The 26,417-nt window shown below is 44.6% G+C and carries 27 protein-coding genes and 1 pseudogene; 24 read left to right on the forward strand and 4 right to left on the reverse strand.

Annotation, left to right across the window (positions count from 1 at the left end):
• Positions 1–199: 199 nt before the first annotated feature.
• The gene (locus DW793_RS07095) at positions 200–2,080 is read left to right on the forward strand and encodes a GGDEF domain-containing protein (RefSeq protein WP_118157484.1); all 1,881 of its coding nucleotides are present in this window, start codon (positions 200–202) and stop codon (positions 2,078–2,080) included.
• 173 nt (positions 2,081–2,253) lie between these two features.
• A complete protein-coding gene (locus DW793_RS07100; RefSeq protein WP_118157485.1) occupies positions 2,254–3,567 on the forward strand; it encodes a hypothetical protein in 1,314 nt (437 codons plus the stop codon).
• Between the two features lie 58 nt (positions 3,568–3,625).
• Here DW793_RS07100 and rlmH read toward each other — a convergent pair whose 3' ends face one another.
• The 4 genes from rlmH to DW793_RS07120 form a co-directional block, all read right to left on the reverse strand.
• Positions 3,626–4,111, reverse strand: a complete 486-nt coding sequence (rlmH, locus tag DW793_RS07105) for a 23S rRNA (pseudouridine(1915)-N(3))-methyltransferase RlmH (protein ID WP_117926925.1) — start codon at positions 4,109–4,111, stop codon at positions 3,626–3,628.
• Positions 4,108–4,893: an MBL fold metallo-hydrolase gene (locus DW793_RS07110; RefSeq protein ID WP_117926926.1), complete on the reverse strand. Its 786-nt coding sequence runs from the start codon at positions 4,891–4,893 to the stop codon at positions 4,108–4,110. The genes rlmH and DW793_RS07110 overlap by 4 nt, the downstream gene beginning before the upstream one ends.
• A 2-nt stretch (positions 4,894–4,895) precedes the next feature.
• Positions 4,896–5,720: an HAD family hydrolase gene (locus tag DW793_RS07115; RefSeq protein WP_118157486.1), complete on the reverse strand. Its 825-nt coding sequence runs from the start codon at positions 5,718–5,720 to the stop codon at positions 4,896–4,898.
• Positions 5,721–5,789: 69 nt separating this feature from the next.
• On the reverse strand, positions 5,790–7,076 hold the full coding sequence (locus tag DW793_RS07120) for a UDP-N-acetylglucosamine 1-carboxyvinyltransferase (RefSeq protein WP_041337601.1): 1,287 nt from the start codon (positions 7,074–7,076) through the stop codon (positions 5,790–5,792).
• A 481-nt stretch (positions 7,077–7,557) separates the two neighbouring features.
• Between DW793_RS07120 and DW793_RS07125 the strand changes: the two genes are divergently transcribed.
• The 22 genes and pseudogenes from DW793_RS07125 (at position 7,558) to DW793_RS07230 (ending at position 26,415) form a co-directional block, all read left to right on the forward strand.
• Entirely contained in the window at positions 7,558–7,929 is a 372-nt protein-coding gene (locus DW793_RS07125; RefSeq protein ID WP_181988315.1) for a NusG domain II-containing protein, read from the forward strand.
• 10 nt (positions 7,930–7,939) lie between these two features.
• On the forward strand, positions 7,940–8,449 hold the full coding sequence (locus tag DW793_RS07130) for a Gx transporter family protein (protein WP_118157488.1): 510 nt from the start codon (positions 7,940–7,942) through the stop codon (positions 8,447–8,449).
• A 218-nt stretch (positions 8,450–8,667) separates the two neighbouring features.
• Positions 8,668–9,171, forward strand: coding sequence for a crossover junction endodeoxyribonuclease RuvC (gene ruvC / locus DW793_RS07135; RefSeq protein WP_022287459.1), 504 nt, complete (start codon positions 8,668–8,670; stop codon positions 9,169–9,171).
• 1 nt (position 9,172) lies between these two features.
• Complete coding sequence (gene ruvA, locus DW793_RS07140) at positions 9,173–9,772, forward strand: Holliday junction branch migration protein RuvA (protein WP_117896727.1); 600 nt, start codon at positions 9,173–9,175, stop codon at positions 9,770–9,772.
• 16 nt (positions 9,773–9,788) lie between these two features.
• A complete protein-coding gene (gene ruvB / locus DW793_RS07145; RefSeq protein ID WP_117896726.1) occupies positions 9,789–10,826 on the forward strand; it encodes a Holliday junction branch migration DNA helicase RuvB in 1,038 nt (345 codons plus the stop codon).
• A gap of 232 nt (positions 10,827–11,058) precedes the next feature.
• Positions 11,059–12,402 (forward strand): phosphoglucosamine mutase, encoded by a 1,344-nt coding sequence (gene glmM / locus DW793_RS07150; protein ID WP_118157489.1) that lies wholly within the window; start codon positions 11,059–11,061, stop codon positions 12,400–12,402.
• Positions 12,403–12,411: 9 nt separating this feature from the next.
• Positions 12,412–13,104, forward strand: coding sequence for a flavodoxin family protein (locus DW793_RS07155; RefSeq protein ID WP_118157490.1), 693 nt, complete (start codon positions 12,412–12,414; stop codon positions 13,102–13,104).
• A 22-nt stretch (positions 13,105–13,126) separates the two neighbouring features.
• Positions 13,127–13,990: a class I SAM-dependent methyltransferase gene (locus DW793_RS07160; RefSeq protein WP_118053221.1), complete on the forward strand. Its 864-nt coding sequence runs from the start codon at positions 13,127–13,129 to the stop codon at positions 13,988–13,990.
• Positions 13,991–14,018: 28 nt separating this feature from the next.
• Complete coding sequence (locus DW793_RS07165; protein ID WP_118157491.1) at positions 14,019–14,417, forward strand: hypothetical protein; 399 nt, start codon at positions 14,019–14,021, stop codon at positions 14,415–14,417.
• Positions 14,414–14,914 carry a carbohydrate kinase family protein gene (locus DW793_RS07170; protein ID WP_118157492.1) on the forward strand — a complete coding sequence of 167 codons (501 nt, stop codon included), beginning with the start codon at positions 14,414–14,416 and terminating at the stop codon, positions 14,912–14,914. Before DW793_RS07165 ends, DW793_RS07170 begins: the two co-directional genes overlap by 4 nt.
• Before the next feature lie 72 nt (positions 14,915–14,986).
• On the forward strand, positions 14,987–15,286 hold the full coding sequence (locus DW793_RS07175; RefSeq protein ID WP_041337612.1) for a hypothetical protein: 300 nt from the start codon (positions 14,987–14,989) through the stop codon (positions 15,284–15,286).
• A gap of 24 nt (positions 15,287–15,310) precedes the next feature.
• Entirely contained in the window at positions 15,311–16,159 is an 849-nt protein-coding gene (locus DW793_RS07180; protein WP_118157493.1) for an energy-coupling factor transporter ATPase, read from the forward strand.
• A gap of 12 nt (positions 16,160–16,171) precedes the next feature.
• Positions 16,172–17,035 carry an energy-coupling factor transporter ATPase gene (locus DW793_RS07185; protein ID WP_118157494.1) on the forward strand — a complete coding sequence of 288 codons (864 nt, stop codon included), beginning with the start codon at positions 16,172–16,174 and terminating at the stop codon, positions 17,033–17,035.
• 77 nt (positions 17,036–17,112) lie between these two features.
• A pseudogene (locus DW793_RS07190) lies at positions 17,113–17,915 on the forward strand (energy-coupling factor transporter transmembrane component T).
• Between the two features lie 10 nt (positions 17,916–17,925).
• Positions 17,926–18,210, forward strand: a complete 285-nt coding sequence (locus tag DW793_RS07195; RefSeq protein ID WP_118157495.1) for a hypothetical protein — start codon at positions 17,926–17,928, stop codon at positions 18,208–18,210.
• Positions 18,211–18,221: 11 nt separating this feature from the next.
• Complete coding sequence (gene truA / locus DW793_RS07200; protein WP_242989180.1) at positions 18,222–18,992, forward strand: tRNA pseudouridine(38-40) synthase TruA; 771 nt, start codon at positions 18,222–18,224, stop codon at positions 18,990–18,992.
• Complete coding sequence (locus DW793_RS07205; protein WP_118157496.1) at positions 18,958–20,607, forward strand: DUF5711 family protein; 1,650 nt, start codon at positions 18,958–18,960, stop codon at positions 20,605–20,607. Before truA ends, DW793_RS07205 begins: the two co-directional genes overlap by 35 nt.
• A 16-nt stretch (positions 20,608–20,623) precedes the next feature.
• The gene (locus DW793_RS07210) at positions 20,624–21,502 is read left to right on the forward strand and encodes a CvpA family protein (protein ID WP_118157497.1); all 879 of its coding nucleotides are present in this window, start codon (positions 20,624–20,626) and stop codon (positions 21,500–21,502) included.
• A 40-nt stretch (positions 21,503–21,542) separates the two neighbouring features.
• Positions 21,543–23,810 (forward strand): ATP-dependent Clp protease ATP-binding subunit, encoded by a 2,268-nt coding sequence (locus DW793_RS07215; RefSeq protein ID WP_118157498.1) that lies wholly within the window; start codon positions 21,543–21,545, stop codon positions 23,808–23,810.
• Between the two features lie 138 nt (positions 23,811–23,948).
• Positions 23,949–25,172, forward strand: a complete 1,224-nt coding sequence (locus tag DW793_RS07220; RefSeq protein WP_118157499.1) for a phosphoglycerate kinase — start codon at positions 23,949–23,951, stop codon at positions 25,170–25,172.
• 74 nt (positions 25,173–25,246) lie between these two features.
• Entirely contained in the window at positions 25,247–25,870 is a 624-nt protein-coding gene (locus DW793_RS07225; RefSeq protein WP_117878208.1) for a hypothetical protein, read from the forward strand.
• Complete coding sequence (locus DW793_RS07230) at positions 25,867–26,415, forward strand: hypothetical protein (protein ID WP_117903783.1); 549 nt, start codon at positions 25,867–25,869, stop codon at positions 26,413–26,415. The genes DW793_RS07225 and DW793_RS07230 overlap by 4 nt, the downstream gene beginning before the upstream one ends.
• Positions 26,416–26,417 lie beyond the last annotated feature (2 nt).

The following is a 26,417-nucleotide window of genomic DNA, read 5'->3' on the forward strand; positions in this document are numbered from 1 at the left end:
ACAAATTTAATCAAATAAACGGTATTGATAATATTGAAAATAGCTTAATAATTTTATCACAAAAAATAAAAAAGTCGTTAAAATATTTACGAAAATTCACAAAACAACTTTGACAAATCAAACCAAATGTGGTATAATATCTGAACAAAGGTAGGGTGCAGTGCGTCTAAATGCGACATTATGGAGAAGGTGAGACATTTTGGGAAGAAAACGCATTGGAGTGATATTGTCTGAGGCAGAAAGCTATTATCAGGAAAGATTGCTGAAAGGCGTAATGACAAAGGCTTTTCAGCTTGACTATGATGTGCTTATCTTCACAAGCTTTGTCAAAGAGTCATTCTTAAAAGCAGTGTCTGTTGGAGAAATGCAGATATATGACGCTATAAATTATGATAAGCTCGATGGCGTCATCGTTCTGGCAGATACGTTGAAAATGCCTGGGCTTTTTGACAAAATATGCAGGGATATAGATGAGAAATGTCATGTTCCTGTGGTTTTTATAGATGGAAGCTATAAGGACTATGAAAGTATTTATACCCGTGACGAAAAACCCTTTATGCAATTGACAGAACATCTTATCGAGGTCCATGGATGCAGGAAGATACTTTTTTTGAGCGGTCCGCTGGAGACTGCCACCACTTGTGAACGGCTTGCAGGATATAAGCGTGCCCTTGAAAAGCATGGCATAGAGTATGATCCGGATTTTGTCTGCTTTGACGGAGGCTTCTGGTATGATAAAGCGGCAGAGGTGGCAAATAATATCATCTATGGCAGACGTAAAAAGCCTGACGCTATCGTTTGCTGTGGAGATTATATGGCTATAGGCGTTGTACATGAATATCAGAAAAACGGTTTGAGCGTGCCTGAGGATATGATAGTTGCAGGTTATGACGCAATAGACGAGGCTATCCATTGCGTGCCGGCTATAACCTCTTGCTCACCGCCGATCTTTGAAACTGGCGTGAACGCAGTAATGACCATAGAGGCAAGGATCAAAGGCGTTGAACTTCAGGGCATTATAGAGGACGGCGGCAAGGTGGAGATAGGTGCTTCCTGCGGCTGTCATGAGGATTACAGCTATACAAAGCGTGATCTTTTATCATCTCAGAACAAGATGAATTATCATGACTTTTTGGACAGCAGTATGACCGATATAATGGCTTGCTCTAAAGATCCCGATGATCTGATGGCCAGGATACAATATTTTCTCTATCTTATCATTGGTCAGAAGAGGTATTATCTCTGCCTTAATGAGGATTGCCTTGGAGAGCATGAGATAGTCGGTGAGATATCCGCTGTTCCAAAGGAATATACAGAAGATATGGTGCTTTATATAAGAAACGTTGACGGCAAAAGCAGAACTCTCCATGATCCTTTTGAACTCAAAGAGATATTTCCTGATCTGGATGAAGAACGAGAAAGCCCTTGTGCATTCTTTATCACTCCGGTACATTTTATAGATCGGTGCTATGGCTATGCTGTGTTGTCTTACGGTGACGAAATAAAAACGATAGATATCACTTATCGTAATTGGACAAATCATGTAAGCAATGCTCTGGAATCAATGCGGATACAAAACTCCATAGCTAATCTTGCAGTACGTGACGCTATGACAGGTGTTTATTCGAGAATAGGCATTGAGAAAAATATCCAGTTTGTTATTGACAGAATGTCAGATCCGAAAAATAAGGCTTTTATCGCTGTCTGCGATCTGGACTGCCTTAAAAAGATAAATGATAATTTTGGCCATAACTGCGGTGATATTGCAATAAAAGCGATCGCAGACGCAGTTTTGGCATCGACCAAAAATCATGAGATATGTGCAAGGGTAGGCGGCGATGAGTTTGTGGTGATAGGCTGTAACGACTATAACGACAACTATCCTGAACGATTTTCTGCAAGAGTCAACGACCGGCTTAGGGTATATAACAGGTTTGCAGGTAACGAATTTGAGGTCAGCGTTAGTATAGGCGGTATTTGTAAACATATAACAGATATCCACGAGCTTGAAGATATGTTTACACAGGCGGATAAGATAATGTACGCAAGTAAATTGGAAAGACATAAAAACAGGAAATAGCAATAGATAAAATATCAGTGCATTACAACGGACGGTCAGTGATCGTCCGTTTTTGCATGTGAGAGACACATATCCACTTGACTTATAGGCTCAAATGTAGTATAATGTAAAAGTTAAGGCGGTTTTCTGCCTGTTAGTAAGACGATTTTTTCGGAAAGGAAATGGATAATAAAATGGTTAAAGCTAAAAAAATAACGGCTGCTCTTACTGCCGCATTGCTTTGTACTGCGAGCCTTACCGCTTGCTCAGACACAAGCTATGTGATGACAGCAGGTGACAGCAAGATAAACGCAGGAATCTACATTTATAATGAGCTTACAGAAATGTCATATCAAATGACGATGATGTATTATCAGAAAGGCATCAAAAAGGACTATTTCGATCAGAAGGTAGACGGAAAGGCATTTGACGAGTATCTTTCAGATTATGCTCTCACTGCAACTAAGGAGTATGCGGCTGTAGTTGACAAGTTCAACGAGCTTGGACTTACTCTTTCAGATGAGGATATAAAGTCCATTAATGACAGCATAAGCAGCACATGGGATTCTCAGGGTGAGTTTTACGAGTCAGAGGGTATCTCAAAGGAATCTGTAAAGCTTGCACTCAAAGGCTCGAAAATGAGGGAAGAGCTTTTTGATCATTACTATGCAGAGGGCGGCGAGGAAGCCGTTTCAGACGATGAAATGGTGAAGTATCTTGATGATAACTACCTGAGATATAAGTCCATTTCATTTGCAAAAACTAAAGCATCAACTGATTCTTCATCATCAGCCACCGATTCTTCTACAGACTCAGCAGCCGCTGCAAATGAGGAAGCCAAGGCAAAAAGAGATGAGTTCCTTGAAAAGGCTCAGGGCGTTTCGTTTGACGATTTCGACAGCATTATAGACGAGTACAACGACTATGTTGCCTCAAAGAAAGCCAAAGATTCCAGTTCCGCCGCTGACAGCGATTCATCAGCCTCAGACAGTTCAACAGCGTCAGATGACACTTCTTCTGTAGCAGAGAGCGACACAAGCTCCACAGCTTCCGACGATACATCTTCTGTATCTGACAGCACAGCAGAATCAAGCTCCGCTTCAGACAGCGACTCGTCAACGGACAGCTCATCATCAGAGCCTGACCCATATGCAAATGAGAAAATGATGAACTACGGTGCTATGGACGATTCACAGAAAGACACTACAAACGGCAAGATACTCAAAGAAGTAAGCGGTATGAGCACAGACGTTGCAACAGCTTATGAGGACGATAACGCATATTACATTCTTATCAAGGGCGATATAAAGGGCAGAGATACAGAATATGCCAAGGACAAACATGAAGATATTCTAAAAGAAATGAAGAGCGATGAATTTCAGAAGAAATTAACAAGCTGGGTAGAAAAGCTTGACATCAAGGTAAACAACAAGGCAATAAAACGTTACACTCCGAAAGTTGTCTACGATAAGCAGACAGAGTATTACAGCAAGAACAAAAATTCATAGCAGATAAAATTACCGCCGCAACCGAGTTTGGTTGCGGCGGCTTTGTCATATCCGAAATTCACTTATGATACCTGGTATTAGCACTTATCTGAAACGCCCTGTAAACCTGCTCCAAAAGCATTATCCTTGCAAGCTGGTGCGGAAATGTCATCTCCGACATTGACAAGCGCAGGTCAGCGGCCGCCTTTATCTCAGGTGCAATGCCGAATGACGAGCCTATTATGAAATTCACTGTGCTGAATCCGTTCAGACCGCATTCGCTGAGCTTTTTGGACAGCTTTTCACTTGAAAGCTGCTTGCCCTCGATGCACATTGCAATGTTGTATGCACCCTTGATGTCAGTGTAGCCTTTCATGGCTTTTGCTTCGTTTTCAAGCGCCGCCGCTATCTCCTTTTCGGATGGGTTGTCAGATAACCTTGACTCGTTCAGCTCAACTATTTCAAGCTTGCAGAACGCCCCCAGCCGCTTTGAGTATTCCGCCGCAGCGTCACGCCAGTATTTTTCTTTCAGCTTTCCAACTGTAATAAGATTTATCCTTATCAAAATGCCACCGCCATTCCGCTGCCCTCAGGCTTTGCTATATGTAAAATATAGTCGCTGTTGCGCTCGTAATCTCCAAGTGCTCCCACAGCCGAGTTTTCAGCCTGCAAAGGCGTGTTGTTTTCCTGACTTAAATGCCCTAAAATAAATTTATATGTACCTGCTGTCATAAGCTTTTTTAGCTGTTCTCCGCAGGCTGAGTTTGAAAGGTGACCATGGTCTGAAGCGATGCGCCTTTTCAGCTCATATGGATAAGGTCCATTTTTCAACATTGACTCATCATAATTTGACTCCAGCAAAACAAGGTCAGAACCGCTCAGGTGCATATCGACCTCATTTGTAACAGTGCCAAGGTCGGTGCATACGCATACCTGCTTGCCGTCAGGGGTCTTTATCTGATATCCACAGCTTGCAGGGGTATCATGAAATGTGGCAAAACCTTTTACGGCATAATCTCCTATGCAGACTTCATTGCCGTCCACCTCGTTGACATCACAGGCAGGGTCTATTTTGCCGTCAGATACAAGTATCTCAAGATTGGTCTTTTGGGCAAATACAGGGATATGATATTTCTTCGTGAGAACTTTAAGTCCCGAAACATGGTCTGAATGTGTGTGTGTGATAAAAATTCCCTGTATCACAGCAGGGTCGATCTCGTTAGCTTTCAAAGCCTCACAAAGACGTTTGCAGGAAACTCCTGCGTCAACAAGTATCCCGCCGTCACTGTTGCCGATAAAAGAGCTGTTGCCCTTGCTTGATGAAAAAAGTGGATATATCCTTGCCATAACTAATTCCTTTCGAAAGTTTTCAGAAGATACTCTGCAACACCGTCTTCTTCATTTGTGCCTGTCACCTGGTCGCAGCATTCAAGCACCTCTTTGCAGGCGTTTTTTACTGCCACTCTTTTATCAGCCGCCTTGAACATAGGCAGATCGTTGGTGTTGTCGCCAAAAGCCGTGACAAAGTCAAAGCCGTAATTCTCACGAAGATACCTCACGCCCTGCTCCTTAGAAGCCGCCGAAGAAAACACTTCAAGATACCAAAGCTTGGGGTCATAAACATCATAATAGTATGTGATGTTCAGCTTTTCATTCTCTTTAAGAGCGTCATACAGCGGTACAAGTTTTTCTTTTTCTGCAATAAATGTGAAGTATATCACATTGTCGATGTACTGAGAAAGGTCACTGACCTGCGTGAAAGACTTGTAATATTTCTCTCTGCGTTCGTTGTAAAAGCTCTTCATTGCAGGTGAAATAAGCCTCTCATATCTTGTGGAAAGCTGGTTATCTGAAACTGAGTACATAAAAGGCTCTAAACCAAGTCCTTTTGAAAGACTTATGATAAGACCGCAAAGCTCCCCGGAAAGGCTGTTTATCTTGACGTATTTTTTCTCCGACATATCATAAATAAGCACGCCGTTCATAAGTATAACGGGAAGTTTCAGGTCAAGCCCCGAAAGTATTTTTCCTGCGGAAGCAAGCGTCCTTGCCGTGGCGGCAGTGAAATTAAGCCCCTTTGCCATGAGCCTGTTCAAAGTGTCTCTTGTGAACTCCGTCACCTCTGCATTGCCGTTAAGCAACGTTCCGTCAAGGTCGGAAATAAAAAGCTCCATATCATGTCCTCTCAAATGCTGTAAAAAACGGCGGCAAATAATATGCCGCCGCAGTGTTATCAATATTAATCAGCCGCTAAGCTCCATTTCGTTAGCGTCAGGCTTGTAAACACGCTGAATGTCAGCTCCAAGCCCTCTGAGTTTCTCATCTATCTTTTCATATCCTCTTTCGATGTAGAAAATATTGTCTATCTCAGTAGTACCCTCTGCGGCAAGTCCTGCTATCACCATGGCAGCGCCTGCTCTCAGGTCAGTTGCCACAACAGGAGCGCCTTTGAGCTTGCCAACGCCCTGTATAACAGCCACCTTGCCGTCAACAGAAATGTCAGCGCCCATTCTTCTAAGCTCAGCCACATATCTGAATCTGTTGTCAAAAATATCGTCTGTAACGATGCTCGTACCCTCAGCAAGCGTCAGCAGTGTTGAGAACTGCGGCTGCATATCAGTAGGGAAGCCAGGGTGCGGCATAGTTTTTATAGAAGTTTTCATTAGCGGACCGTCCACCCAAACATGAACGCTCTCGTCGCTTTCCTCAACGTTTACGCCTACCTTGCGTAGCTTTGCCGTGATAGACTCAAGGTGTTTAGGGATAACATTTGCGATAACAACGTCGCCCTTTGTGGCAGCCGCCGCTACCATATAAGTGCCTGCCTCTATCTGGTCAGGGATAGTCGCATAGGTAACGCCTTTGAGGTAATCAACGCCTCTTATCTTGATAACGTCTGTACCTGCGCCTCTGATATCAGCACCCATTGAGTTAAGGAAGTTCGCAAGGTCAACGATATGAGGTTCTTTCGCCGCATTTTCGATTATAGTAAGCCCCTTTGCCTTTACAGCGGCAAATATTGCATTCATAGTTGCGCCAACTGTAACAAAGTCAAAGTATATCTGATTGCCCACAAGCTCGTCTGCTGTGACATGATTAGCTCCGTTCACTATCTCGTCAGACGCACCAAGCGCCTTGAAAGCTTTCAAATGCTGATCTATAGGTCTGTCGCCAAGGTCACAGCCGCCCGGCATCGGAACAAAAGCCTCGTGAAATCTTCCAAGCAGCGTGCCAAGAAAATAGCATGACGCTCTCATGGTTCTTGCAAGCTCATATGGCACTTCGGGCTTTTCAATGCCCTTTGTGTCAAAATATATAGTATTTTTATCTAAAAGTCTGACCTCTGCGCCCATTTCACGCAGGATCTTCATGCACTTAGTTATATCGCTTATCTCAGGCACGTTCTCAAGAACGCACGGCTCGTCGCACAGGATAGTTGCCGCAACCAATGCAACAGCAGCGTTTTTTGCACCGCTTATCTGCACAGTACCATGCAGCGGCTTACCTCCATGTATAACAAACTTCTCCAAGTTTACACACTCCTTAACGAGATTGTCGGCTTCTCTCTCTGCCGACGCTCAGATTATTATACCACAGCCACAGGCAAAATAAAAGCAAAAAGCAAGAATTTCAACGATTTGGTTAAAATCATTTAACATACACCCAAGCAATCGTTAAATCTGCCTATATAATGCAGGCTATGGCGGTCTATAAAAAGAACAAATGTTCACATACTCTTAACAATAGAATATCCAACTCTTATATTTTAACACACCCCATTCAAAAAATCAATAGTGAATAAGGATATTTTGATAAATTTTCGACAATTTTTTCGGCTTTTTCGGTTAAAATTACAGCAATGTTACAACTGTACGAAATCTTGTACCTTATTGTAACCTTGTTGTAATATTTAAGTACAAAAAATCAGACACTTGCCGTTTGTCTTGACGAAAAAGAACGGCTGTGGTATACTCATAACAACAGATATACTGTAAAAAGGGGAGTGCGGCAGTGGTAAAAAGAAAGAATTTCATATGGGCGGCAGTTTTTGCGGCTGTTATCGTTGCTTGCCTGATATTTATTTTCCTCACAGGTGGAAAGAGCGGAGAAAATTCTGCCGAGATATATGAAAACGGCAAGCTCGTAAAGACTGTTTCTGACCTTTCCCCCGATAAGGAGTATTCCTTTGAGATAAAAACAGAAAACGGCACTAATACCATAACCGTTGGCGCGGGAAGCATTTGGGTGTCTGTCGCAGATTGCTCGAACCAGACCTGTGTTCATGCAGGAAAGATATCCCACGCAGGACAGACCGTCATTTGTGCACCGCACAAGCTTGTGATAAAAATAGTCGGCGAGACATCTGCTGACGCTGTGATATAGGGGTGGAAGCATGAAGATATCAGTACAAAAAATCACCCTTATAGGAATTTTTACCGCCTTGTCACTTATCATTTTCATGGTGGAGGCACAATTCCCTGTTATGCCCATAGGCGGAATGAAGCTTGGGCTTGCCAATATCGTCACAATGGCAGCGATGCTTTTTATCGGCAGAAAAGAGGCAGGCTTGGTGCTGCTTTTGAGGATAGTCCTTGCGGCAGGGCTTTACGGAACTGTGGTGAGCTTTGCGTTCTCACTCACAGGCGGAATTTTAGCGTATCTCGCCATGTACATTGCGGTTTCGAGAGTTGGTGAAAACCAGCTTTGGGTGACATCAGTTTTTGGTGGTTTTTCCCATAACATAGGTCAGCTTTGTGCGGCGGCAGTGATATCAGGCACATGGGCGGTGTTCAGCCTTTTGCCTTATCTCATAATAAGCGGCATTCTCACAGGCACGCTCAATGGTCTTATCCTCCAAAGATTGTGGAAGTCGCCACTTAGAAAATACAGCATAAAAAGATAACAGCGGTGTCAGGGGCATACCTGATGACCGCTGTTTTGTTCTATAGTCAGTTTAGCCAAAAACAGACTTTTCACAAAGTGGCATTTCTACATTTTCAACTTGTGAGAAATAGGTGAAAACTCAGCGTTTTGCTTGCATTTGACCGAAAAATATGGTATAATTAGTTGTTATAATAGGGTCATTATAGGATAGCGTTGAAATTGAACGGAGGAGTGGATTTGAGAATACTTGGTATCGACCCGGGCTACGCCATTGTGGGATTCGGAGTGCTTGAATACAACAGCGGAAAATTCACTGTTGTTGACTACGGTGCAATAACCACTTCTTCGGATATGGATTTCAACAGACGGCTGAAAGTCATCTATGATGATATGACCGAGATAATAACCACCTATAAGCCTGATGAAATGGGAATAGAAAAGCTTTTTTTCAATACCAATGAAAAGACCGCCATTGACGTTGCACAGGCAAGGGGAGTGACACTGCTTCCTGCCATAATAAGAAATATTCCAATCTATGAATATACGCCTTTGCAGGTGAAATGCTCCATAGTCGGCTATGGACGTGCCGAGAAAAAGCAGGTGCAGGAAATGACAAAGACCATGCTTCATCTTAAAGCTATCCCAAAGCCTGACGATACAGCGGACGCAGTGGCTATCGCTATAACTCACGGGCTTTCGGTGAACACAAGGCGTGTTATGAAAAATTTTGAGGAGAAATAATATGATATATTCACTTAGCGGAAAGCTCGTCCATACCGAGAGCGACCTTGCCGTAATAGAATGTGCAGGCGTGGGCTATGCCTGCAAAACAACGTTTTCTACCTTGCAGCAGATTGCAGGCAAAAGCGAGGTCAAGCTTTACACTCACCTCTCCGTAAGGGAGGATGCGGTGGAGCTTTTCGGCTTTGCAACTAAGGAGGAGCTTAAAAGCTTCCGTATGCTCATATCTGTCAGCGGAGTAGGTCCGAAGGCAGGTCTTGCCATACTTTCAGCCTGCACTCCGTCACAGTTTGCGCTTGCGGTTGCAACGGGGGATTCAAAGGCTTTCACAAAGATAAAGGGTATCGGTACAAAAATAGCACAAAGGATAGTCCTCGAGCTTAAGGATAAGGTGGCAAAAGAGAATACCATATCCGTCAGAGGAAATGGGGCTCAGGGCTTTGCAGCTGTTCCAAGCGGAGCTGTCGAAGAAGCTGTCACAGCCCTTGTGGTGCTTGGATATACCGAGGGCGAAGCAATGTCAGTGATATCAAAGCTTGACCCGAATTTGAGCGTTGAAGAGCTTATAAAGAAAGCTCTTATCGGACTTGCGAAATTTTGAGAGGAGAACTCCATAAATGATCGAAAAAGGAGATTTTGATATAGACAGGATAGTCACCCCGAAAGAAACTCAGGCGGAAACAACTGACGATTTCGAGGTGAGCCTTAGACCTAAAACACTTGACGAGTATATCGGTCAGGAAAAGGTCAAGGAGAACCTGAAAATATATATACAAGCGGCAAAGAACAGAGGCGACAGCCTTGACCATGTTCTGCTTTACGGCCCGCCAGGTCTGGGCAAGACCACCCTTTCTGCCATAATCGCCCACGAAATGGGAGTGAACATCAGGATAACATCAGGTCCTGCCATTGAAAAGCCGGGCGACCTTGCGGCGCTTCTCACAAACCTTGAAAAAGGTGACGTACTTTTTATCGACGAGATACACCGTCTTTCAAGACAGGTGGAGGAAGTTCTTTATCCTGCCCTTGAAGATTATGCACTTGATATAATCATGGGCAAAGGTCCTGCGGCAAGGTCCATAAGGATAGAGCTGAACAAGTTCACTCTTATAGGAGCGACCACAAGAGCAGGCTCGCTTTCTGCACCGCTGAGAGATCGTTTTGGCGTTATCCAGCGTTTGGAGCTTTACAATACAGAACAGCTTTCCGATATCGTCAAGCGTTCCGCCATTTTACTTGGCGTGGCTTGTGATGATGACGGTGCAGAGGAGATAGCAAAGCGTTCAAGAGGAACTCCAAGAATAGCAAACCGCTTTTTAAGGCGTGTGCGTGATTTTGCCGAAGTCATGGGTGACGGCAGGATAACCGCAGACATTGCAAAGATAGCCCTCAACAGAATGGACGTTGACAAGCTGGGACTTGACTCTCTCGACAAACGTCTGCTTACGATGATAATAAAAGGCTATGACGGCGGCCCAGTGGGACTTGAAACTCTTGCGGCGGCTATCGGCGAGGAGTCAGTCACCATTGAGGACGTTTGCGAGCCTTATCTTATGCAGTTAGGTTTCCTCTCAAAGACCCCAAGGGGACGTGTGGCGACACAGCTTGCTTACGATCATCTGGGATTTCTCAAGGACGGACAAACGCACCTGTGAGCTTAGTGAGGAATGCTTAATGAGGAATGAGGAGTGAGGAGTGAGGAATTAAGGTATCGCCTAGCGGCGATGAATTTCTTGTTCTTTAAGGACGAACACTGTTCGCCTGCCACTGCACTTTCTATCTTTGGAAAAATTTTATTATCGGATCAATTTAATATGTGTGTTAATATAGAGTTTACATAAATAAAAAATAATATAGAGGTATGACCTCGAAAAGGAGCTAATTATTATGGGAAGATTATTTGGAACTGACGGCGCAAGAGGAGTAGCTATCACAGAGCTTACCTGCGAGCTTGCTATGCAGATAGGCAGAGCTGCCGCAATGGTACTCACAAAGGAAACAAACCACAAGGCTAAGATAATCATAGGCAAGGATACCCGTATCTCAGGCGACATTCTTGAGTCCGCATTGGTCGCAGGTATCTGCTCAGTTGGTGCAGACGCTCACATTCTCGGTATTGTTCCTACCCCTGCCGTTGCAATGCTTGTAAAGAAATACAACGCAGACGCAGGCGTTATGATATCCGCTTCACACAATTCTGTTGAGTTTAACGGCATAAAGCTTTTCTCTGGCACAGGCTTCAAGCTTTCTGACGAGATAGAAAACGAGATAGAAGCACTTATCCTGGACACACCTGAAAAGATAGAGCTTAAGGACGGCTGTGATATAGGTCACGTTTATTACGAAAAGGACGCAGCTTGGGATTATATCCGCTACGTTATGAAAACAGTTCAGACAGATTTCAACGGTATCCGTGTGGCGCTTGATTGTGCAAACGGCTCAGCTTCCGTGTGCGCACAGAGAATTTTCGAGGGACTTGGTGCAAAGTGCATAATGCTCAACGATAAGCCGGATGGAACAAATATAAACAAGGATTGCGGCTCAACACATATCGAGGGTCTGCAAAAGGCAGTTGTTGATAATCATTGCGATATCGGTCTTGCCTTTGACGGCGACGCTGACAGATGTCTTGCAGTTGACGAAAAGGGCGAGCTTATCGACGGTGATAAGATACTTGCTATCTTTTCAAAATATATGAAGAGCATGGGCATACTCAAAAACAACACCTGCGTTGTTACAGTTATGACGAACCTCGGTTTCTTCAAGTATGCAAAGGCAAACGGCATCGTTGCCGCTACCACAAAGGTGGGCGACAGATACGTTCTTGAAGAAATGCTCAAAGGCGGTTATAATATAGGCGGTGAGCAGTCAGGTCATATCATTCTTCTTGACTATGCAAACACAGGCGACGGTGAGCTGACAGGTACAAAGCTTCTGACAGTCCTCAAATGTACAGGCGAAAAGGCAAGCGAGCTTGCTTCCTGCATGGAGTGCTACCCACAGGTGCTTGTGAACGTTAAGATAACAGCAGACAAAAAGGGTATGTGGGATAAAGTCCCTGAGATAACAGACGCTATCAAGATGTATTCCGAAAAGCTTGGTGACGAGGGCAGGATACTTGTCCGTGAGTCAGGCACAGAGCCTCTTGTTCGTGTTATGATAGAGGGCAAGAGAACAGGCATAATCACGGAATATGCACACAAGATAGCGGAGCTTATCGAAAAAATGTAAGGTGATATTTTGAAAATAGCTTTGATAAACGGTCAAAACCATAAAGGCTCTACATATCATATAGGCAGAATGTTAGCCGATAAACTTGGCGGCGAGGTGACAGAGTTCTTCCTGCCGAGAGATTTCGGCGAGTTCTGCTGTGGCTGTACCAATTGCTTTATGAAAGGCGAAGAAAAGTGTCCTCACTATGATAAGCTCGACCCTATCACCAAAGCGGTGGACGAAGCAGACGTGCTGATACTTACTTCCCCTGTGTATGTCTACCACTGCACAGGCTCGATGAAAGCATGGCTCGACCATTACGGCTGGCGCTGGATAGTCCACAGACCTGAAGAGAAAATGTTCTCAAAGCGTGCCGTTGTAATATCGACCGCCGCAGGTGCAGGTATGAACAGCACTAACAAAGATATGGCGGATAGCTTGTCATTCTGGGGCATTCCGAAGATATATAAGATAGGCTTCGGCATACACGCAACGAGCTGGAGCAAAGTTTCAGACAAAATGCTTGCAAAGATAAGGAAAAAGACCGATCGCATTGCCGCAAAGCTTAAAAGCGACAGCTTTGAGCCAAAGGTCAGTGCTAAGGGCAGAATGTATTTCACCATTTTCCACTTTGCAAACAAAAAGGGCTGGAATCCTGCTGACAGTGCATATTGGCAGGCAAAGGGCTGGACGGAAAATAAAAGGCCGTGGAAAAAGTAAATTTTATATAAGGATAAAAAATATGAGAATTGCAGAAAACTGGAAAGACTATAAGATAATAGATACCTCAAGCGGCGATAAGCTTGAAAGCTGGGGCGGAAAGGTGCTTGTAAGACCTGACCCTCAGATAATCTGGAAGTCCCCGAAGCGTTCTGACCTGTGGACAAAGGCAGACGGCATTTATCACCGTTCCTCAAAGGGCGGCGGCGAATGGGAATACAGAAAGCGCCTGCCTGAAAGTTGGAACATAGGCTATAAGAATTTGAAGTTTATAATCAGACCAACGGGCTTCAAGCACACAGGTCTTTTCCCTGAACAGGCTGTGAACTGGGACTTCATGGCTGACAAAATAAGAAACGCAGACAGAGAGATAAAGGTGTTAAACCTCTTTGCATACACAGGCGGAGCTACCCTTGCCTGTGCCGAAGCAGGTGCAAGCGTTTCACACGTTGACGCATCAAAGGGCATGGTGCAGTGGGCAAGAGAGAACGCCGCTGCGTCAGGGCTTTCAGATAAGCCTATTCGCTGGCTTGTGGACGATTGTGAAAAGTTCGTTCAGCGTGAGATACGCCGTGGCAAGACCTATGATGCAATCGTTATGGATCCTCCGTCCTATGGCAGAGGACCTGGCGGAGAGATATGGAAGCTTGAAGATTGTATCTATGACCTTGTAAAGACCTGCTCAGGCGTTTTGAGCGACGAGCCGCTTTTCTTCCTGCTCAACAGCTATACCACAGGACTTTCACCCTCAGTTATGGCATATATCCTTAGAGATGTCCTCGGAACGAGGTTTGGCGGAAACGTCACGGCTGATGAGATAGGATTGCCTGTGGAGGCAACAGGCGGTGTGCTTCCATGCGGTTCAACGGCAATTTGGCAGAAATAGCTTTGCTACAGTAAGGAATGGTGTTCGCATGAAATATGCTGAGAATTATGTTTATATGTACGGTCAAATGATCTCCACCTGTTCGTTTCTTCTTGACGGTGATTTTCCAAAGGCAGACGGCACGGCAGAAATAAAGGAAAAATATCACCTTGTCGGTGGTGAGACCGGAACAGCGGCGGCTGTTCTTTGCAGTCTGAATGTGCCTGTAAAGCTTGGCGGTACTCACCTTGGAAGCGGCAATGAAAAGCTTATAAAGGATTATTTTGCAGACAAGACTGCTGACCTTTCGGAGCTTGTTACAGAGGGTTTCGAGGGCGTGACCGACTATGTTATCATAGATAAAAATACACGCACCTGTTTTGGCGAGTGGGATAAGCTTTATTCACGTTCGGAGCCTTTTTATGAACAGCCTCGGAGGAGTCAGTGAAAAATTCAGCCTGCGTTGCGGCTGACCCTTATTTTGGTGATAAGATAGCCGAGTATTGCGTAAAATATGGCAAGAAATACGTCACCATAGATTGTGACTATGACAGCTATATACATAAGCATTGTGCAGTAAATTGCATATCTCATCAGCACCTTGGTGAATATTATCCGGATAAAAGCTATGATGAGCTTTTCAGGCTTTATACAGATAATACAGACGGGCTTGTGATATTTACCCTTGGCGAAATGGGTGCGATGTATGGCAGGAAGGGTGCTGTGCCAAAGATGTGCCCTGCATTTAAAGTAGACGTAGTGTCAACACTTGGTGCTGGGGACAGCTTTAAGGCAGGCGCTGTATATGGGCTTTATAAAGGTCTTGATGACGATACATTGGTGAAAACAGCCTGTGCTGTGGCAGGTGCGGCGGTGGAAAAGTTCCCTATCGCACTTTATCCGCCGACAGTAAAAGATATTGAAAAGCTTATGGGCAATGTGTAGGGGCGAACAGCGTTCGCATACCCATATATTATAATAAGGTATAAACCGAAATTTCAGACAGGAGGAAAGGTTATGTCTTTTGATTTTGATGAACTTAAACACAAGGCAGGAAATATGCTTGAAAAGGGTAAGGAAAAAGCCCATGAAGCCGCCGAAAGTGAAAAGGGGCAGAAGATAAAGAGCAAAGCAGGAGAGCTGTTTGAAAAGGGAAAGGAAAAAGCCCACGAGTTCGCAGAGAGCGAAACGGGCAAAAAGGTAAAGAACAAGGCTGAAAAGCTCCTTGATAAAGGAATAGACAAAGCCGAGAATGTTTACGAAAAGCATAAGGAAAGAAAGGCTGAACAGAAAGAACAGCCTGAAGATAAGGAATAAACTAAATTTGGTAAGGAAAGTAAAATGAGCATTTTTATTGAAATAAAGGATCTGCACTTTTCCTATGTGAACGACCTTGAAGAGCCGCCTGTTAAAACGGAGGTGCTTAAAGGCATTGATCTGAACATAGAAAAAGGCGAGTTTGTGGCAGTGCTTGGTCATAACGGCTCAGGCAAATCTACACTTGCAAAGTGCATAAACGCTATAAATCTTCCTGAGTCGGGGGCTGTCTATGTGAACGGCATGGACACTTTGGACGAAAATAACCTCTTGCCTATAAGAGAAAAGGTGGGCATGGTGTTTCAAAACCCTGATAACCAGATAGTTGCAACTATCGTGGAGGAGGACGTGGCTTTCGCCCTTGAAAATATGGGCGTCGAGCCGAATGAGATACGCAGGCGTGTTGACGAGGCTCTTAAAACCGTCGGTATGTATGAATACAGACTTCATGCACCCCATAAGCTTTCAGGCGGACAGAAACAGCGTGTGGCTATCGCAGGCATAATCGCAATGAAGCCTGATTGTATACTTCTTGACGAGCCTACCGCCATGCTCGATCCTCACGGCAGGGACGAGGTAATGAAAACTGTCAAAATGCTCAACGAGCAGGGCGTTACTATCGTGCTTATCACCCATTATATGGAGGAAGCCGCACAGGCACAGCGAGTGGTGGTCATTGACGGCGGCGAGGTAATAATGGATAACGTTCCGAAGAAGATATTCTCAAATGTGGAAACTATGAAAAATCTGGGACTTGACGTGCCGCAGGTGACAGAGCTTTGCTGGGAGCTTAAAAGGGCAGGCTATGACATCTCCACCGAGATAATCCACGAGGACGAGTGCGTTCAGAAGCTTTATGAAATGCTTAAGTGATAGGGAGTAACAATGGCAGTAATTAAAACGGAAAACTTGACTTATGTTTACGGCGAGGGCACACCCTTTCGCAAAACAGCCGTAGACAATGTTAATATAGAGATAAATGACGGCGAAATGGTGGGTATAATAGGACATACAGGCTCAGGCAAATCTACCCTTATCCAGCATTTCAACGGCCTTTTGAAGCCCACGAGCGGAAGCGTCTATATAGACGGAGAAAGGCTGTGGGACGATAAATCAAGGCTTCGCCCTATAAGATTTAAGGTGGGTCTTGTATTTCAGTATCCTGAGTATCAGCTCTTTGAGGAAACTTGCTATAAGGATATCGCCTTTGGACCTAAAAATATGGGTATCAAGGAAGATCAGATAGACAAGTATGTCAAAGAAGCCGCAAGAATGGTGGGGCTAAGCCCTGAGATACTTGACAAATCGCCTTTCGAGCTTTCTGGCGGACAGAAAAGGCGTGTGGCTATAGCAGGCGTTATGGCAATGAACCCAAAGGTGCTTATCCTTGATGAACCTGCTTCGGGTCTTGACCCTAAGGGCAGAGAGCAGATACTTGGTCTTATAAGAGAGTATCATGAGCAGATGAAAAATACTGTTTTGCTGGTATCACACTCTATGGAAGATATCGCAAAGAACGTTTCAAAGATACTCGTCATGAACGAATCGAAGCTTTTCTGCTATGACGATACAGTAAAGGTGTTTCACCGCTCTGAGGAGCTTGTGTCAATGGGACTTGCAGTGCCGCAGATAACAAGAGTTATAAACAGGCTCAAAGCCATGGGCATAGATATTAAGGAAGATGTGTATACAGTTGGCTATGCAAAAAAGGTCATCCTTGAAATGCTGGAGCAGAAAAAGAATAAGTAAGCAGCGGACTGCCTTTGACCCATATGAGCAGAGAGCAGGACTGTGTAAGTTGAGATAGAAAAATGGAGGAATATACCTTGATAAAGGATATTACTATAGGACAGTATTTTCCCGGAAATTCTGTCATTCACCGAATGGACGCACGAATAAAGATAATAATGACGGCGGTTTTCATAGTAATGCTTTTCGCCGCAAACAGCGTGTGGGGACTTCTTGTGGGCATAGCTTTTACTATTCTCACTTTTATCATATCGAAAATACCTGGCAAACTCATGCTAAAAAGCTTGAAGCCTATCGTACCGATAATAATATTCACGGCGATACTCAATCTGCTTTTTATCAGAACGGGCAAAGCCTATTTTGAGTGGAAATTTTTGAAGATAACGGACGAGGGAGTTGATACGGCAGTGTTCATGATGATAAGGATAATCTGCCTTATTGTCGGCACTTCGCTTCTTACCTACACCACCTCGCCTATCGACCTGACAGACGCTATCGAAAGATTGCTTTCACCGCTGAAAAAGATAAAAGTGCCTGTCCATGAGCTTGCAATGATGATGACTATTGCCCTGAGATTTATCCCTACCTTATCGAGGAAACAGACAAGATAATGTCAGCCCAGAAAGCAAGAGGAGCGGATATGGAAACAGGCTCGCTCATTCAGAAAGCTAAAGCCCTTATTCCAGTGCTCATACCGCTTTTCGTGGCATCGTTCAGACACGCCGAGGAGCTTGCCCTCGCAATGGAGTGCCGTTGCTATCACGGCGGAGAGGGCAGAACAAGAATGAAACAGCTCCATATGAGCATAGTCGACCTCTACGGCTCGGTGTTCTGCGTGCTGTTCCTTGCAGGCGTTATCGTCATAAATATAGTCGTATAGGAGGGGTATTATGAGCAGTGTTTTTAAAGATATGGACCAAGATGACAGACTTGACACTTTGGAAAGAAAAGTCAAGAAACTTGAGAGAAATGTAAATGGGGGAAGTAAAATGTCAGGCATTATAAAAGACCTTATCGGTATGGAATGTACCATTGACGGTGATGGTTTTTTCAGTACAAGATGCACCATTCTTGATGTCGATGACGAATGGGTAAAGCTCATCGTACACGAGAAGAAAAAGGACTTGACAAAAATAATAAGGATCGACAATATAGAATCCATAACACTCGACTAAAGAAACGGGATATGCTCATGACAAATTTCAGGATAATACTTGCCTATAACGGCACAGCTTATCATGGGTGGCAAAGGCAGAACAACGCCCTTGCCGTCCAGCAGGTGCTTGAAGAAGCTATCCTCTCGCTGACGGGACAGACAGTCACAGTGAACGGCTGTTCACGAACAGATGCAGGAGTGCACGCAAGAAGATTTTGTGCAAGCTTTCTTATAGAGTCCACAATAACCTGCCGTGGGATAGTTTTCGGACTTAATTCAAAGCTGCCGGACGATATCTCCGTGCTGGAGTGCGAAAAAGTCCCCCTTGATTTTCACGCAAGATATATGTGCAGCGGCAAGGAGTATGAGTATATTATACATAACAGCGAGATAAAAAATCCTTTTTATAAAGATACAGCCTACCGCAGTTGGTTTCCAATAGACGAGAAAAAGCTCGATAAAGCGGCACAGGATTTTGTGGGAACGCACGATTTCAAAGCCATGTGTTCCACCGATTGCACAAAGGAGAATACAGTTAGGACTATATTCTCTTTCCATGTAAGACGTGAGGGCGAGCTTGTGATATTCACAGTTTCGGGAGACGGCTTTCTGTACAATATGGTAAGGATAATGGTAGGCACGCTTATTTTTATAAACGAGGGCAAGATAGGAGAAACTCAAATACCCGATATACTTGCGTCAAAGGACAGAACAAGAGGCGGAAAGACCGTTCCGCCGCAGGGATTGTATCTTAACGAAGTGTATTATGATAAAGATAAAGGATCTGAACAAGGTGAATGATAAAAGATCAAAGAGCAGGCGGAGAAAGAAAAATCCGCCTACCAAAGAAGAAAAAACAATAAGAATAACCAAGCAGACGGATTTTGTTCAGCGTGACGAGTTTCACGGTGCAGAAGAGCCTATGCCGAACGTTACTTTCAGAGAGATAAAGCGTCAGAAAAAGGCGGCTCAGAAAGCGGCGGAACGTGAGCAGGAAGAACAGCTCCGAAAAGAAGCGGAAGAAGCCGAGGAGTCACGAAGCAGAATAGAGCTGACGAACACCGAGGATAAAGCCGAGGAGGAAAATCCTGAAAAAGCTGATGAAAGCAAGATAACAGTATCAGGCGGTGAAAATAAAGAGCAGGCTTCAGAAAGCAAAGAGGAAAAATCCGAGCATAAAAGCAGAAAAGAGAAAAAGGCTGAGAAGGCTGAGAAAGCCGAGAGGTCTGACGAGGAGATATCCAACGTCACCGATATAAGAGCGGCAAGAAAGAAAGAGAAAAACAAAAAGCTCTATAAAAAGATAGCCGCCATAGCAGTGGTGGTCGCTTTCGGAGTTGGCGTTTACGCTTCAAGAGGAGTGTGGGTGCCGAAGCTTGAGGGCATTTTGGACAGACCTCATGCCACTATAGTAAACGACGGCAAAAAGCAAAGCGGAAATTTCCCGCTGACCTTTGATGAAAGCTCCGTCAACGTTATAAAAAAGCTTTCCGACGGTATAGTTCGAGTAGACGACAGGAACATTGCTTTTTATGACGAGTCTGGCAATAAGATATCGGATAATTCTCACAACTTTGCAAACCCTGTTGTAAGAACATCTGGAAAGCGTGTGCTTGTTTACGATAACGGTGGAAATTCTTTCAGAGTGCTGAATAAAAAGGGCGAGCTGCTCTCAAAGGATATAGACCAGTCTATACTTTTGGCGGAGATAGCCCCTGACAGCACAGTTGCAGTGGTCACCCAGACTGAGAAATATGCCGCAGTGCTGACAGTTTATGACTCCTCGGGAGCAGAGATATATCAGTGGTCAAGCTCACGAAGAATACTTGATATAAGCTTTGATAAGGACGGAAGCGGCTGTTGTATCTCAACATTTTCCAGCAGTGGCGGAGCGTTACGCTCGGTCATCTATTATGTGACCTTTGACAGCACAGAGGAGAAGATGAAGAGCGAACAGCTTGAAACTCTCGCAGTTGCCGTTCAGCGAAACGATAACGGTGATTATTGGGTAGTGGGCGATACCTGCTTCTACAAGCTTGACAGCAATGGTAAAATACTTATGCAGTATGAATATCCTGGGGAGCTTTCAGATTATGCCCTGACAGACACCACTGCCGCAGTAGCATTCGATGGCATACAGCGTAAAACAGGAACTCTTGCGGTGTTCCGTTCGGACTCTGACGGAGATAAGCCTGATAGCGTTGTTTATACTCAAAGCGGCAAGCCTAAGAAAATGACCGCAGAGAACAAGAAGGTGATCCTTCTTGGCGAGGATAATATAGAAGCCTATGACAGTGCAGGAAATCTACTTGCAACAGCGGCAGTGTCCTCTGAGTATCTTGACTTTGTTTACCTCAACGACAGCGTTTATTTCCTGGGTCTGCATGAGATAAACAAAATAGCTTTCGAGACCTGACGAAAGGCAGGAAAATATGGCATATTTTTTTGACGGAGCAGTTATAATGATCCTTATCGTGACCGCTCTGACAGGATACTGTAAGGGCTTTGTGAGATATGTCATCACAATGCTCGGAACAGTGGCAGCCGTTCTTGTGGCTTTTCTTATAGCCAATATGTCGGCTGAAAATGTATATAACAAATATTTTAAAACACAGCTTATAACGAGCCTTGAAAACGCTGCTGAACAGACGGATCTTTCAAAGCTTGTGAGCAATGAACTGAAAAACGAGGGCGTTGATATCGACCTTTCAGATGAGGAGATAAAAAACGTCCTGTCCGGGACAGGCACTCTTGCGGAGAATACCGAAAAGCTGCTTGTTTCAAAGGGAACAGACCTTGATACCGCTCAGCAAAAGGGCGAGGAGCTTTCAGAGTATATCCACAGCGTTATGCCCCAAAAGCTCAGCGAAAAGCTTGAGGGCAATAAGCTTGGAAAAAGTCTGTCTAAGGCGGTGAAGTTCACTGCCGATCAGATAGACGAAGCCGTCAAGGCTCTCTCTGAGGGTGGCAGAACTGGTGCTGAGTATCTGGAAAAGAACATTTTCCGACCGATCGCCCTGACTTTTATAAGGCTTTGCGTGTTCATGATGGTTTATGTGCTTATGGAGATAGTCATAAGGCTTATCCTGCGTCTGTCGGGAGTTTTTACCCGAATGGCAGGTCTGACAGCGGCAAACCGTTTCGCAGGCATGGCGCTTGGTCTTTGCAAAGGCGGTCTGTATCTGGTGCTGATAGCCTTTATGGTCTGCACTGTGATAAATGCCACCGAAAACAAGCTTCCAAAGTTCAACAGCGCTGTTTTTGAAAATACCTATCTGTTCAGTTACTTCTTTGATATTCTGTATAAATGATCACCGTAAGGTGTATCAGTAAGGAAAGGAGCAAATAAAAATGTTAATGTGTTCAAGATGTAAAAAGCGTCCTGCTGTGGTGTTCATCTCACAGATGAACGCCAAGGACCCTCAGCACAAGAAGAACGAGGGACTTTGCCTTGTTTGTGCTAAGGAGCTTGGCATTTCGCAGGTGGACGATTATATGAAAGCTATGGGCATCTCAGACGATGACCTTGAAGCAATGTCAAATCAGCTTATGGAGGCTTCCGACGGGGACGATTTTGAGCCGGGCGGAACGAACTTCCTGAGCAATCTTTTCGGCGGTGACGCAGCCAATCTTTTCAGCAACCTCGCAGGAGGTATGCCTAAAGCCACCGATGAGGGCGGAGAGAACAAGCCAAAGGATAAAAAGAAAAAGCTTAAATTTCTCAACAACTATTGCACAAATCTTACCCAGAAAGCAAGAGAGGGCAAGCTTGATAACGTTGTGGGCAGAGATAAGGAGATATCAAGAGTTATCCATATCCTGTCAAGACGTCAGAAGAACAACCCATGCCTTATAGGCGAACCTGGCGTTGGTAAAACAGCCATTGCCGAGGGTATCGCACAGAGGATAGTTGCCGGAGATGTGCCGTTCCATATCAAGGATAAGGAGCTTTACCTCCTCGACCTTACCGCACTTGTTGCAGGCACTCAGTTCAGAGGACAGTTCGAGAGCCGCTGCAAAGGTCTTGTAGAGGAAGTAAAAGAGCAGGGCAACGTTATCCTCTTTATCGACGAGGTGCATACCCTTGTTGGCACAGGCGACAATGAGGGAACAATGAACGCCGCAAATATCCTGAAACCGTCACTTTCAAGAGGCGAGATACAGGTAATAGGTGCAACGACTTTCAAGGAGTACAGAAAGTATATCGAAAAGGACTCTGCACTTGAAAGACGTTTCCAGCCTGTAACAGTTTCCGAGCCGACAGTTGAGGATACTATCACGGTTCTTGAGGGCATAAAGCAGTATTACGAGAATTTCCATAGAGTAAAGATTTCAGACGATATGCTCAGAGAGTGTGCAGTGCTTTCTGAAAGATATATCAACGACAGATTTCTCCCTGACAAGGCGATAGATCTTCTTGATGAAGCCTGCGCCTGCACAAGTATCAGAACACCTGAGATAGAGGAGTTCGACGCACTTAACGAGGAGCTTAAAAAGCATGAAAAGCTCGTTGAGGATTACGAGCAGAAGTCAGACCCTGACTATGAGATAATCGCAAAGGAAAAGGGCGAGATACTCAGGATCCAGAACAGACTCAAAGAGGTGGAAGAAACTCTTAAAAACGTTCAGGTCACAGAGGAAGATATCTCAAAGGTGATAGAGCTTTGGACAGGTATCCCTGCCAATAAGATAGCTCAGACCGAGTATGACAAGATAAAGCATCTGAAAGAAGCCCTTTCAAAGCGTGTTATCGGCCAGGACGAAGCCGTTGATAAGGTCGCAAAGGCAATAAAGCGTACAAGAGTTCAGCTTTCAAAACGCCGCAGACCGGCTTCATTTATTTTCGTCGGCCCAACAGGCGTTGGAAAAACAGAGCTTGTTAAAGTTCTTGGAGAAGAGCTTTTTGACGCCACAGAGCCGCTTATCAGAGTTGACATGACCGAGTATATGGAGAAGCACTCAGTATCAAAGCTTATCGGTTCGCCTCCGGGATATGTAGGCTTTGACGAAGCAGGTCAGCTTACCGAAAAGGTGCGCCGCAGACCATATTCAGTGGTACTTTTTGACGAGATAGAAAAGGCTCACCCTGACGTTATGAACATACTCCTTCAGATACTTGACGAGGGACGTATCAACGATTCACAGGGCAGAAGCGTTTCATTTGAGAACACGGTTATCGTCATGACATCAAACGCAGGTTCGACTGATAGAGATACAGGTGTGGGCTTCAATAAGACCGACAGCGATATCGCCAAGGATAAGGCAATGAAAGCCCTGAGAGAGTTCCTGCGTCCTGAGTTTCTTGGAAGAATAGACGAGATAGTTGTGTTCAATCCGCTCACAGAGGAGAATTTCGCAGGCATAGCAGGTCTTATGCTGGACGAGATGAAGTCGCCGCTGGGGGAAAAACATATCAGCCTGAGATATACAGATGAAGCTCTGAAAGCTATCGCACATAAGGCATATGGTCAGAAGCTTGGTGCAAGAGATATCCGCCGTGTCATAAGAAACGAGGTGGAGGATAAGATAGCCGAACTGCTTATAGACAAGGGCGAGGGAGCGGTGTCCGCCGTGGCAATATCTGCTGACAACGGAGAGATAAAGGTGGACGCACTTTAAAAGCCTAAAGTTATAAAATCAGGGTAAAAATTATAAAAAAATACTTGATTTTTATGGCGGTATGTTATATAATAAAGGTAAGGTTGTTAGTTTTTTAACAACGTGAATTAAAAAATTAAATTGAGAGGTGTCTTTAAAATGGCAGGTTTAAACAAAGTTACTGTTGATGACATTAATGTAAAGGGCAAAAAGGTACTCGTAAGAGTTGACTTTAACGTTCCTCTTAAGGACGGCGTTATTACAAACGATAACAGAATAACAGCTGCTCTCCCAACTATCAAGAAGCTGGTAGCTGACGGCGGCAAGGTAGTTCTGTGTTCACATCTCGGCAAGCCAAAGAACGGCCCAGAGGCTAAGTTCTCACTTGCTCCTGCTGCTGCAAGACTTGCAGAGCTTCTTCCTGAAACAAAGGTAACATTCGCTGCTGACGATACAGTAGTTGGCGACAACGCTAAGAAGGCAGTTGCTGAAATGGCTGACGGTGATATCGTTGTTCTTGAGAACACAAGATTCAGAGGCGCAGAGGAAACAAAGAACGGCGAAGCTTTCGCTAAGGAACTTGCAGGCCTCGTTGACGACGAAGTATTCGTAATGGACGCTTTCGGTTCAGCTCACAGAGCTCATGCTTCTACAGCTGGCGTTACAAAGTTCGTTAAGGAAACAGCAGTTGGTTACCTCATGCAGAAAGAGATCAACTATCTCGGAAATGCAGTTGAAACACCTGTTAGACCATTCGTTGCTATTCTCGGCGGCGCAAAGGTAGCAGATAAGCTCAACGTTATCTCAAACCTCCTCGAGAAGTGCGATACACTTATCATCGGTGGCGGTATGGCATATACATTCCTCAAGGCACAGGGCAAGGAAGTTGGTCTTTCCCTCGTTGACGATACAAAGATCGACTACTGCAAGGAAATGATGGAAAAGGCTGAGAAGCTCGGCAAGAAGCTCCTTCTCCCTATCGACACAACAGTTGCAGCAGGTTTCCCTGATCCAATCGACGCTCCTATCGACGTTGAAGTTGTTGACTCCGACAAGATCCCAGCTGACAAGGAAGGCCTTGATATCGGCACAAAGACACAGGAACTCTTCGGCGAGGCTGTTAAGTCCGCAAAGACAGTTGTTTGGAACGGTCCTATGGGCGTATTCGAGAACCCAACACTTGCAGCAGGTACTATCGCAGTTGCAAAGGCACTTGCTGAAACAGACGCTACAACTATCATCGGCGGCGGCGACTCAGCAGCAGCAGTTATCCAGCTCGGTTTCGCTGACAAGATGTCACACATCTCAACAGGCGGCGGAGCTTCACTTGAATACCTCGAGGGCAAGGTTCTTCCGGGTATCGACGTTATTGCCGACAAGTAATTTATATATTTGCTCGACTTAAAAGCTGGGGCAGGCAGTCATTTGCCTGCCCCTTTTTAATTATGGGGGTATCAATGATTTACCGTGAACCTTTGGTTTTGACAGTATACTATTCACAAAGCAGTATTACTGCGGCATTTGTTTTTGCCTGTATATTGGCTGTTGCGTCGGCACTGGCGGCAGTTGGATTTGTAAAGATCGGCTGTAAGCGTTACGGAAATTCAGAAAGTTCCGATGATTGCAGTAAATATGTTAAAACGTTTGCTAAGGTAGTAGGGGAAAGCAGATCCGAATATGAGGATTTTTCCGAAAGCAGGGGAGCGTATACTTCCTATGTAAACCAGCTTGAAATCGAATATACAGATCAAAGCGGCATAGTTTACCGCAAATTTATCGAAAACATTCTTAACGACGGCTATGTAAATATATGTTATGGTGAGAATGATCCCGACGATTTTTACCTTTCGGATTATGCAGACGGTATCGCCGAAATTGAAAATGAATGCCGCGGCGAATTTGTTTACGGGATAAGCATGAGAATTTTTTTCGGAGCTTTTGCAGCGGTGTTTGCTGTAATCTCTATAATGACTTTCATACATACTTTTAATATGAAAACCTTCGAGGACAGCGGGTCGGAAAGCGGACATATTGTCATTATCTCGCCCGATTCCTCTGAAAGAAACGAGGTGACGGAATGAACGAATTAATGCTTTTAGCTGAAAATTTCAAGGTCAGTGTTTTGGCAGGCGTTAACCTTGGCTGGCAGGGAATCGGAGGGATAATTCTGTTCCTTACAGGAATAGGGCTGATATATTTCGGTATCAAGGCGCTTAAAGGCTATCGGTTTTTCCCGGATCAAGAACAGAATATTCCCGAAGAAGACCATTATGAGCCAATGCAGGCAAAGGCTTTGCAGAAGGTAAAAACAACAATGCCGTCTTTTAGCGGCGGTGAAGATCAGGTCTTTGTTGAATGGAAAATAGGTTATACTGTGAACGGAGAAAAGTATACCCAGATAGTTACAGACAACGGTTATAATAAAGGGGATATGATCGATATAAAGTATAATCCTGAGAATCCGCAGGAGTTTTATCTTGACGACGAAAAATCAAAGGTGGAAGTCACCGAGGAAGAAAAGGAAGCAGAGCAGAAAGAGGAAAAGACACCGTTCGGTTATGCGGCGATAGCTATCGGCGTGCTGCTGGGGATTTTCGGCGCTGTTATGCTTATCGACAAGCTTTAAGG

The sequence above is a fragment of the Ruminococcus sp. AM31-15AC genome (genome assembly GCF_003462045.1).
Taxonomy (GTDB): domain Bacteria; phylum Bacillota; class Clostridia; order Oscillospirales; family Ruminococcaceae; genus Hominimerdicola; species Hominimerdicola aceti.

Bases quoted from the DNA above. Each gene is read 5' to 3' on its own strand.
- DW793_RS07100 (WP_118157485.1), top strand. From the start codon at position 2,254: ATGGTTAAAGCTAAAAAAATAACGGCTGCTCTTACTGCCGCATTGCTT.
- DW793_RS07110 (WP_117926926.1), bottom strand. From the start codon at position 4,893: ATGGCAAGGATATATCCACTTTTTTCATCAAGCAAGGGCAACAGCTCT.
- DW793_RS07115 (WP_118157486.1), bottom strand. From the start codon at position 5,720: ATGGAGCTTTTTATTTCCGACCTTGACGGAACGTTGCTTAACGGCAAT.
- DW793_RS07130 (WP_118157488.1), top strand. From the start codon at position 7,940: ATGAAGATATCAGTACAAAAAATCACCCTTATAGGAATTTTTACCGCC.
- ruvA (WP_117896727.1), top strand. From the start codon at position 9,173: ATGATATATTCACTTAGCGGAAAGCTCGTCCATACCGAGAGCGACCTT.
- ruvB (WP_117896726.1), top strand. From the start codon at position 9,789: ATGATCGAAAAAGGAGATTTTGATATAGACAGGATAGTCACCCCGAAA.
- glmM (WP_118157489.1), top strand. From the start codon at position 11,059: ATGGGAAGATTATTTGGAACTGACGGCGCAAGAGGAGTAGCTATCACA.
- DW793_RS07160 (WP_118053221.1), top strand. From the start codon at position 13,127: ATGAGAATTGCAGAAAACTGGAAAGACTATAAGATAATAGATACCTCA.
- DW793_RS07165 (WP_118157491.1), top strand. From the start codon at position 14,019: ATGAAATATGCTGAGAATTATGTTTATATGTACGGTCAAATGATCTCC.
- DW793_RS07175 (WP_041337612.1), top strand. From the start codon at position 14,987: ATGTCTTTTGATTTTGATGAACTTAAACACAAGGCAGGAAATATGCTT.
- DW793_RS07180 (WP_118157493.1), top strand. From the start codon at position 15,311: ATGAGCATTTTTATTGAAATAAAGGATCTGCACTTTTCCTATGTGAAC.
- DW793_RS07185 (WP_118157494.1), top strand. From the start codon at position 16,172: ATGGCAGTAATTAAAACGGAAAACTTGACTTATGTTTACGGCGAGGGC.
- DW793_RS07195 (WP_118157495.1), top strand. From the start codon at position 17,926: ATGAGCAGTGTTTTTAAAGATATGGACCAAGATGACAGACTTGACACT.
- truA (WP_242989180.1), top strand. From the start codon at position 18,222: ATGCTCATGACAAATTTCAGGATAATACTTGCCTATAACGGCACAGCT.
- DW793_RS07205 (WP_118157496.1), top strand. From the start codon at position 18,958: ATGATAAAGATAAAGGATCTGAACAAGGTGAATGATAAAAGATCAAAG.
- DW793_RS07210 (WP_118157497.1), top strand. From the start codon at position 20,624: ATGGCATATTTTTTTGACGGAGCAGTTATAATGATCCTTATCGTGACC.
- DW793_RS07215 (WP_118157498.1), top strand. From the start codon at position 21,543: ATGTTAATGTGTTCAAGATGTAAAAAGCGTCCTGCTGTGGTGTTCATC.
- DW793_RS07220 (WP_118157499.1), top strand. From the start codon at position 23,949: ATGGCAGGTTTAAACAAAGTTACTGTTGATGACATTAATGTAAAGGGC.
- DW793_RS07225 (WP_117878208.1), top strand. From the start codon at position 25,247: ATGATTTACCGTGAACCTTTGGTTTTGACAGTATACTATTCACAAAGC.
- DW793_RS07230 (WP_117903783.1), top strand. From the start codon at position 25,867: ATGAACGAATTAATGCTTTTAGCTGAAAATTTCAAGGTCAGTGTTTTG.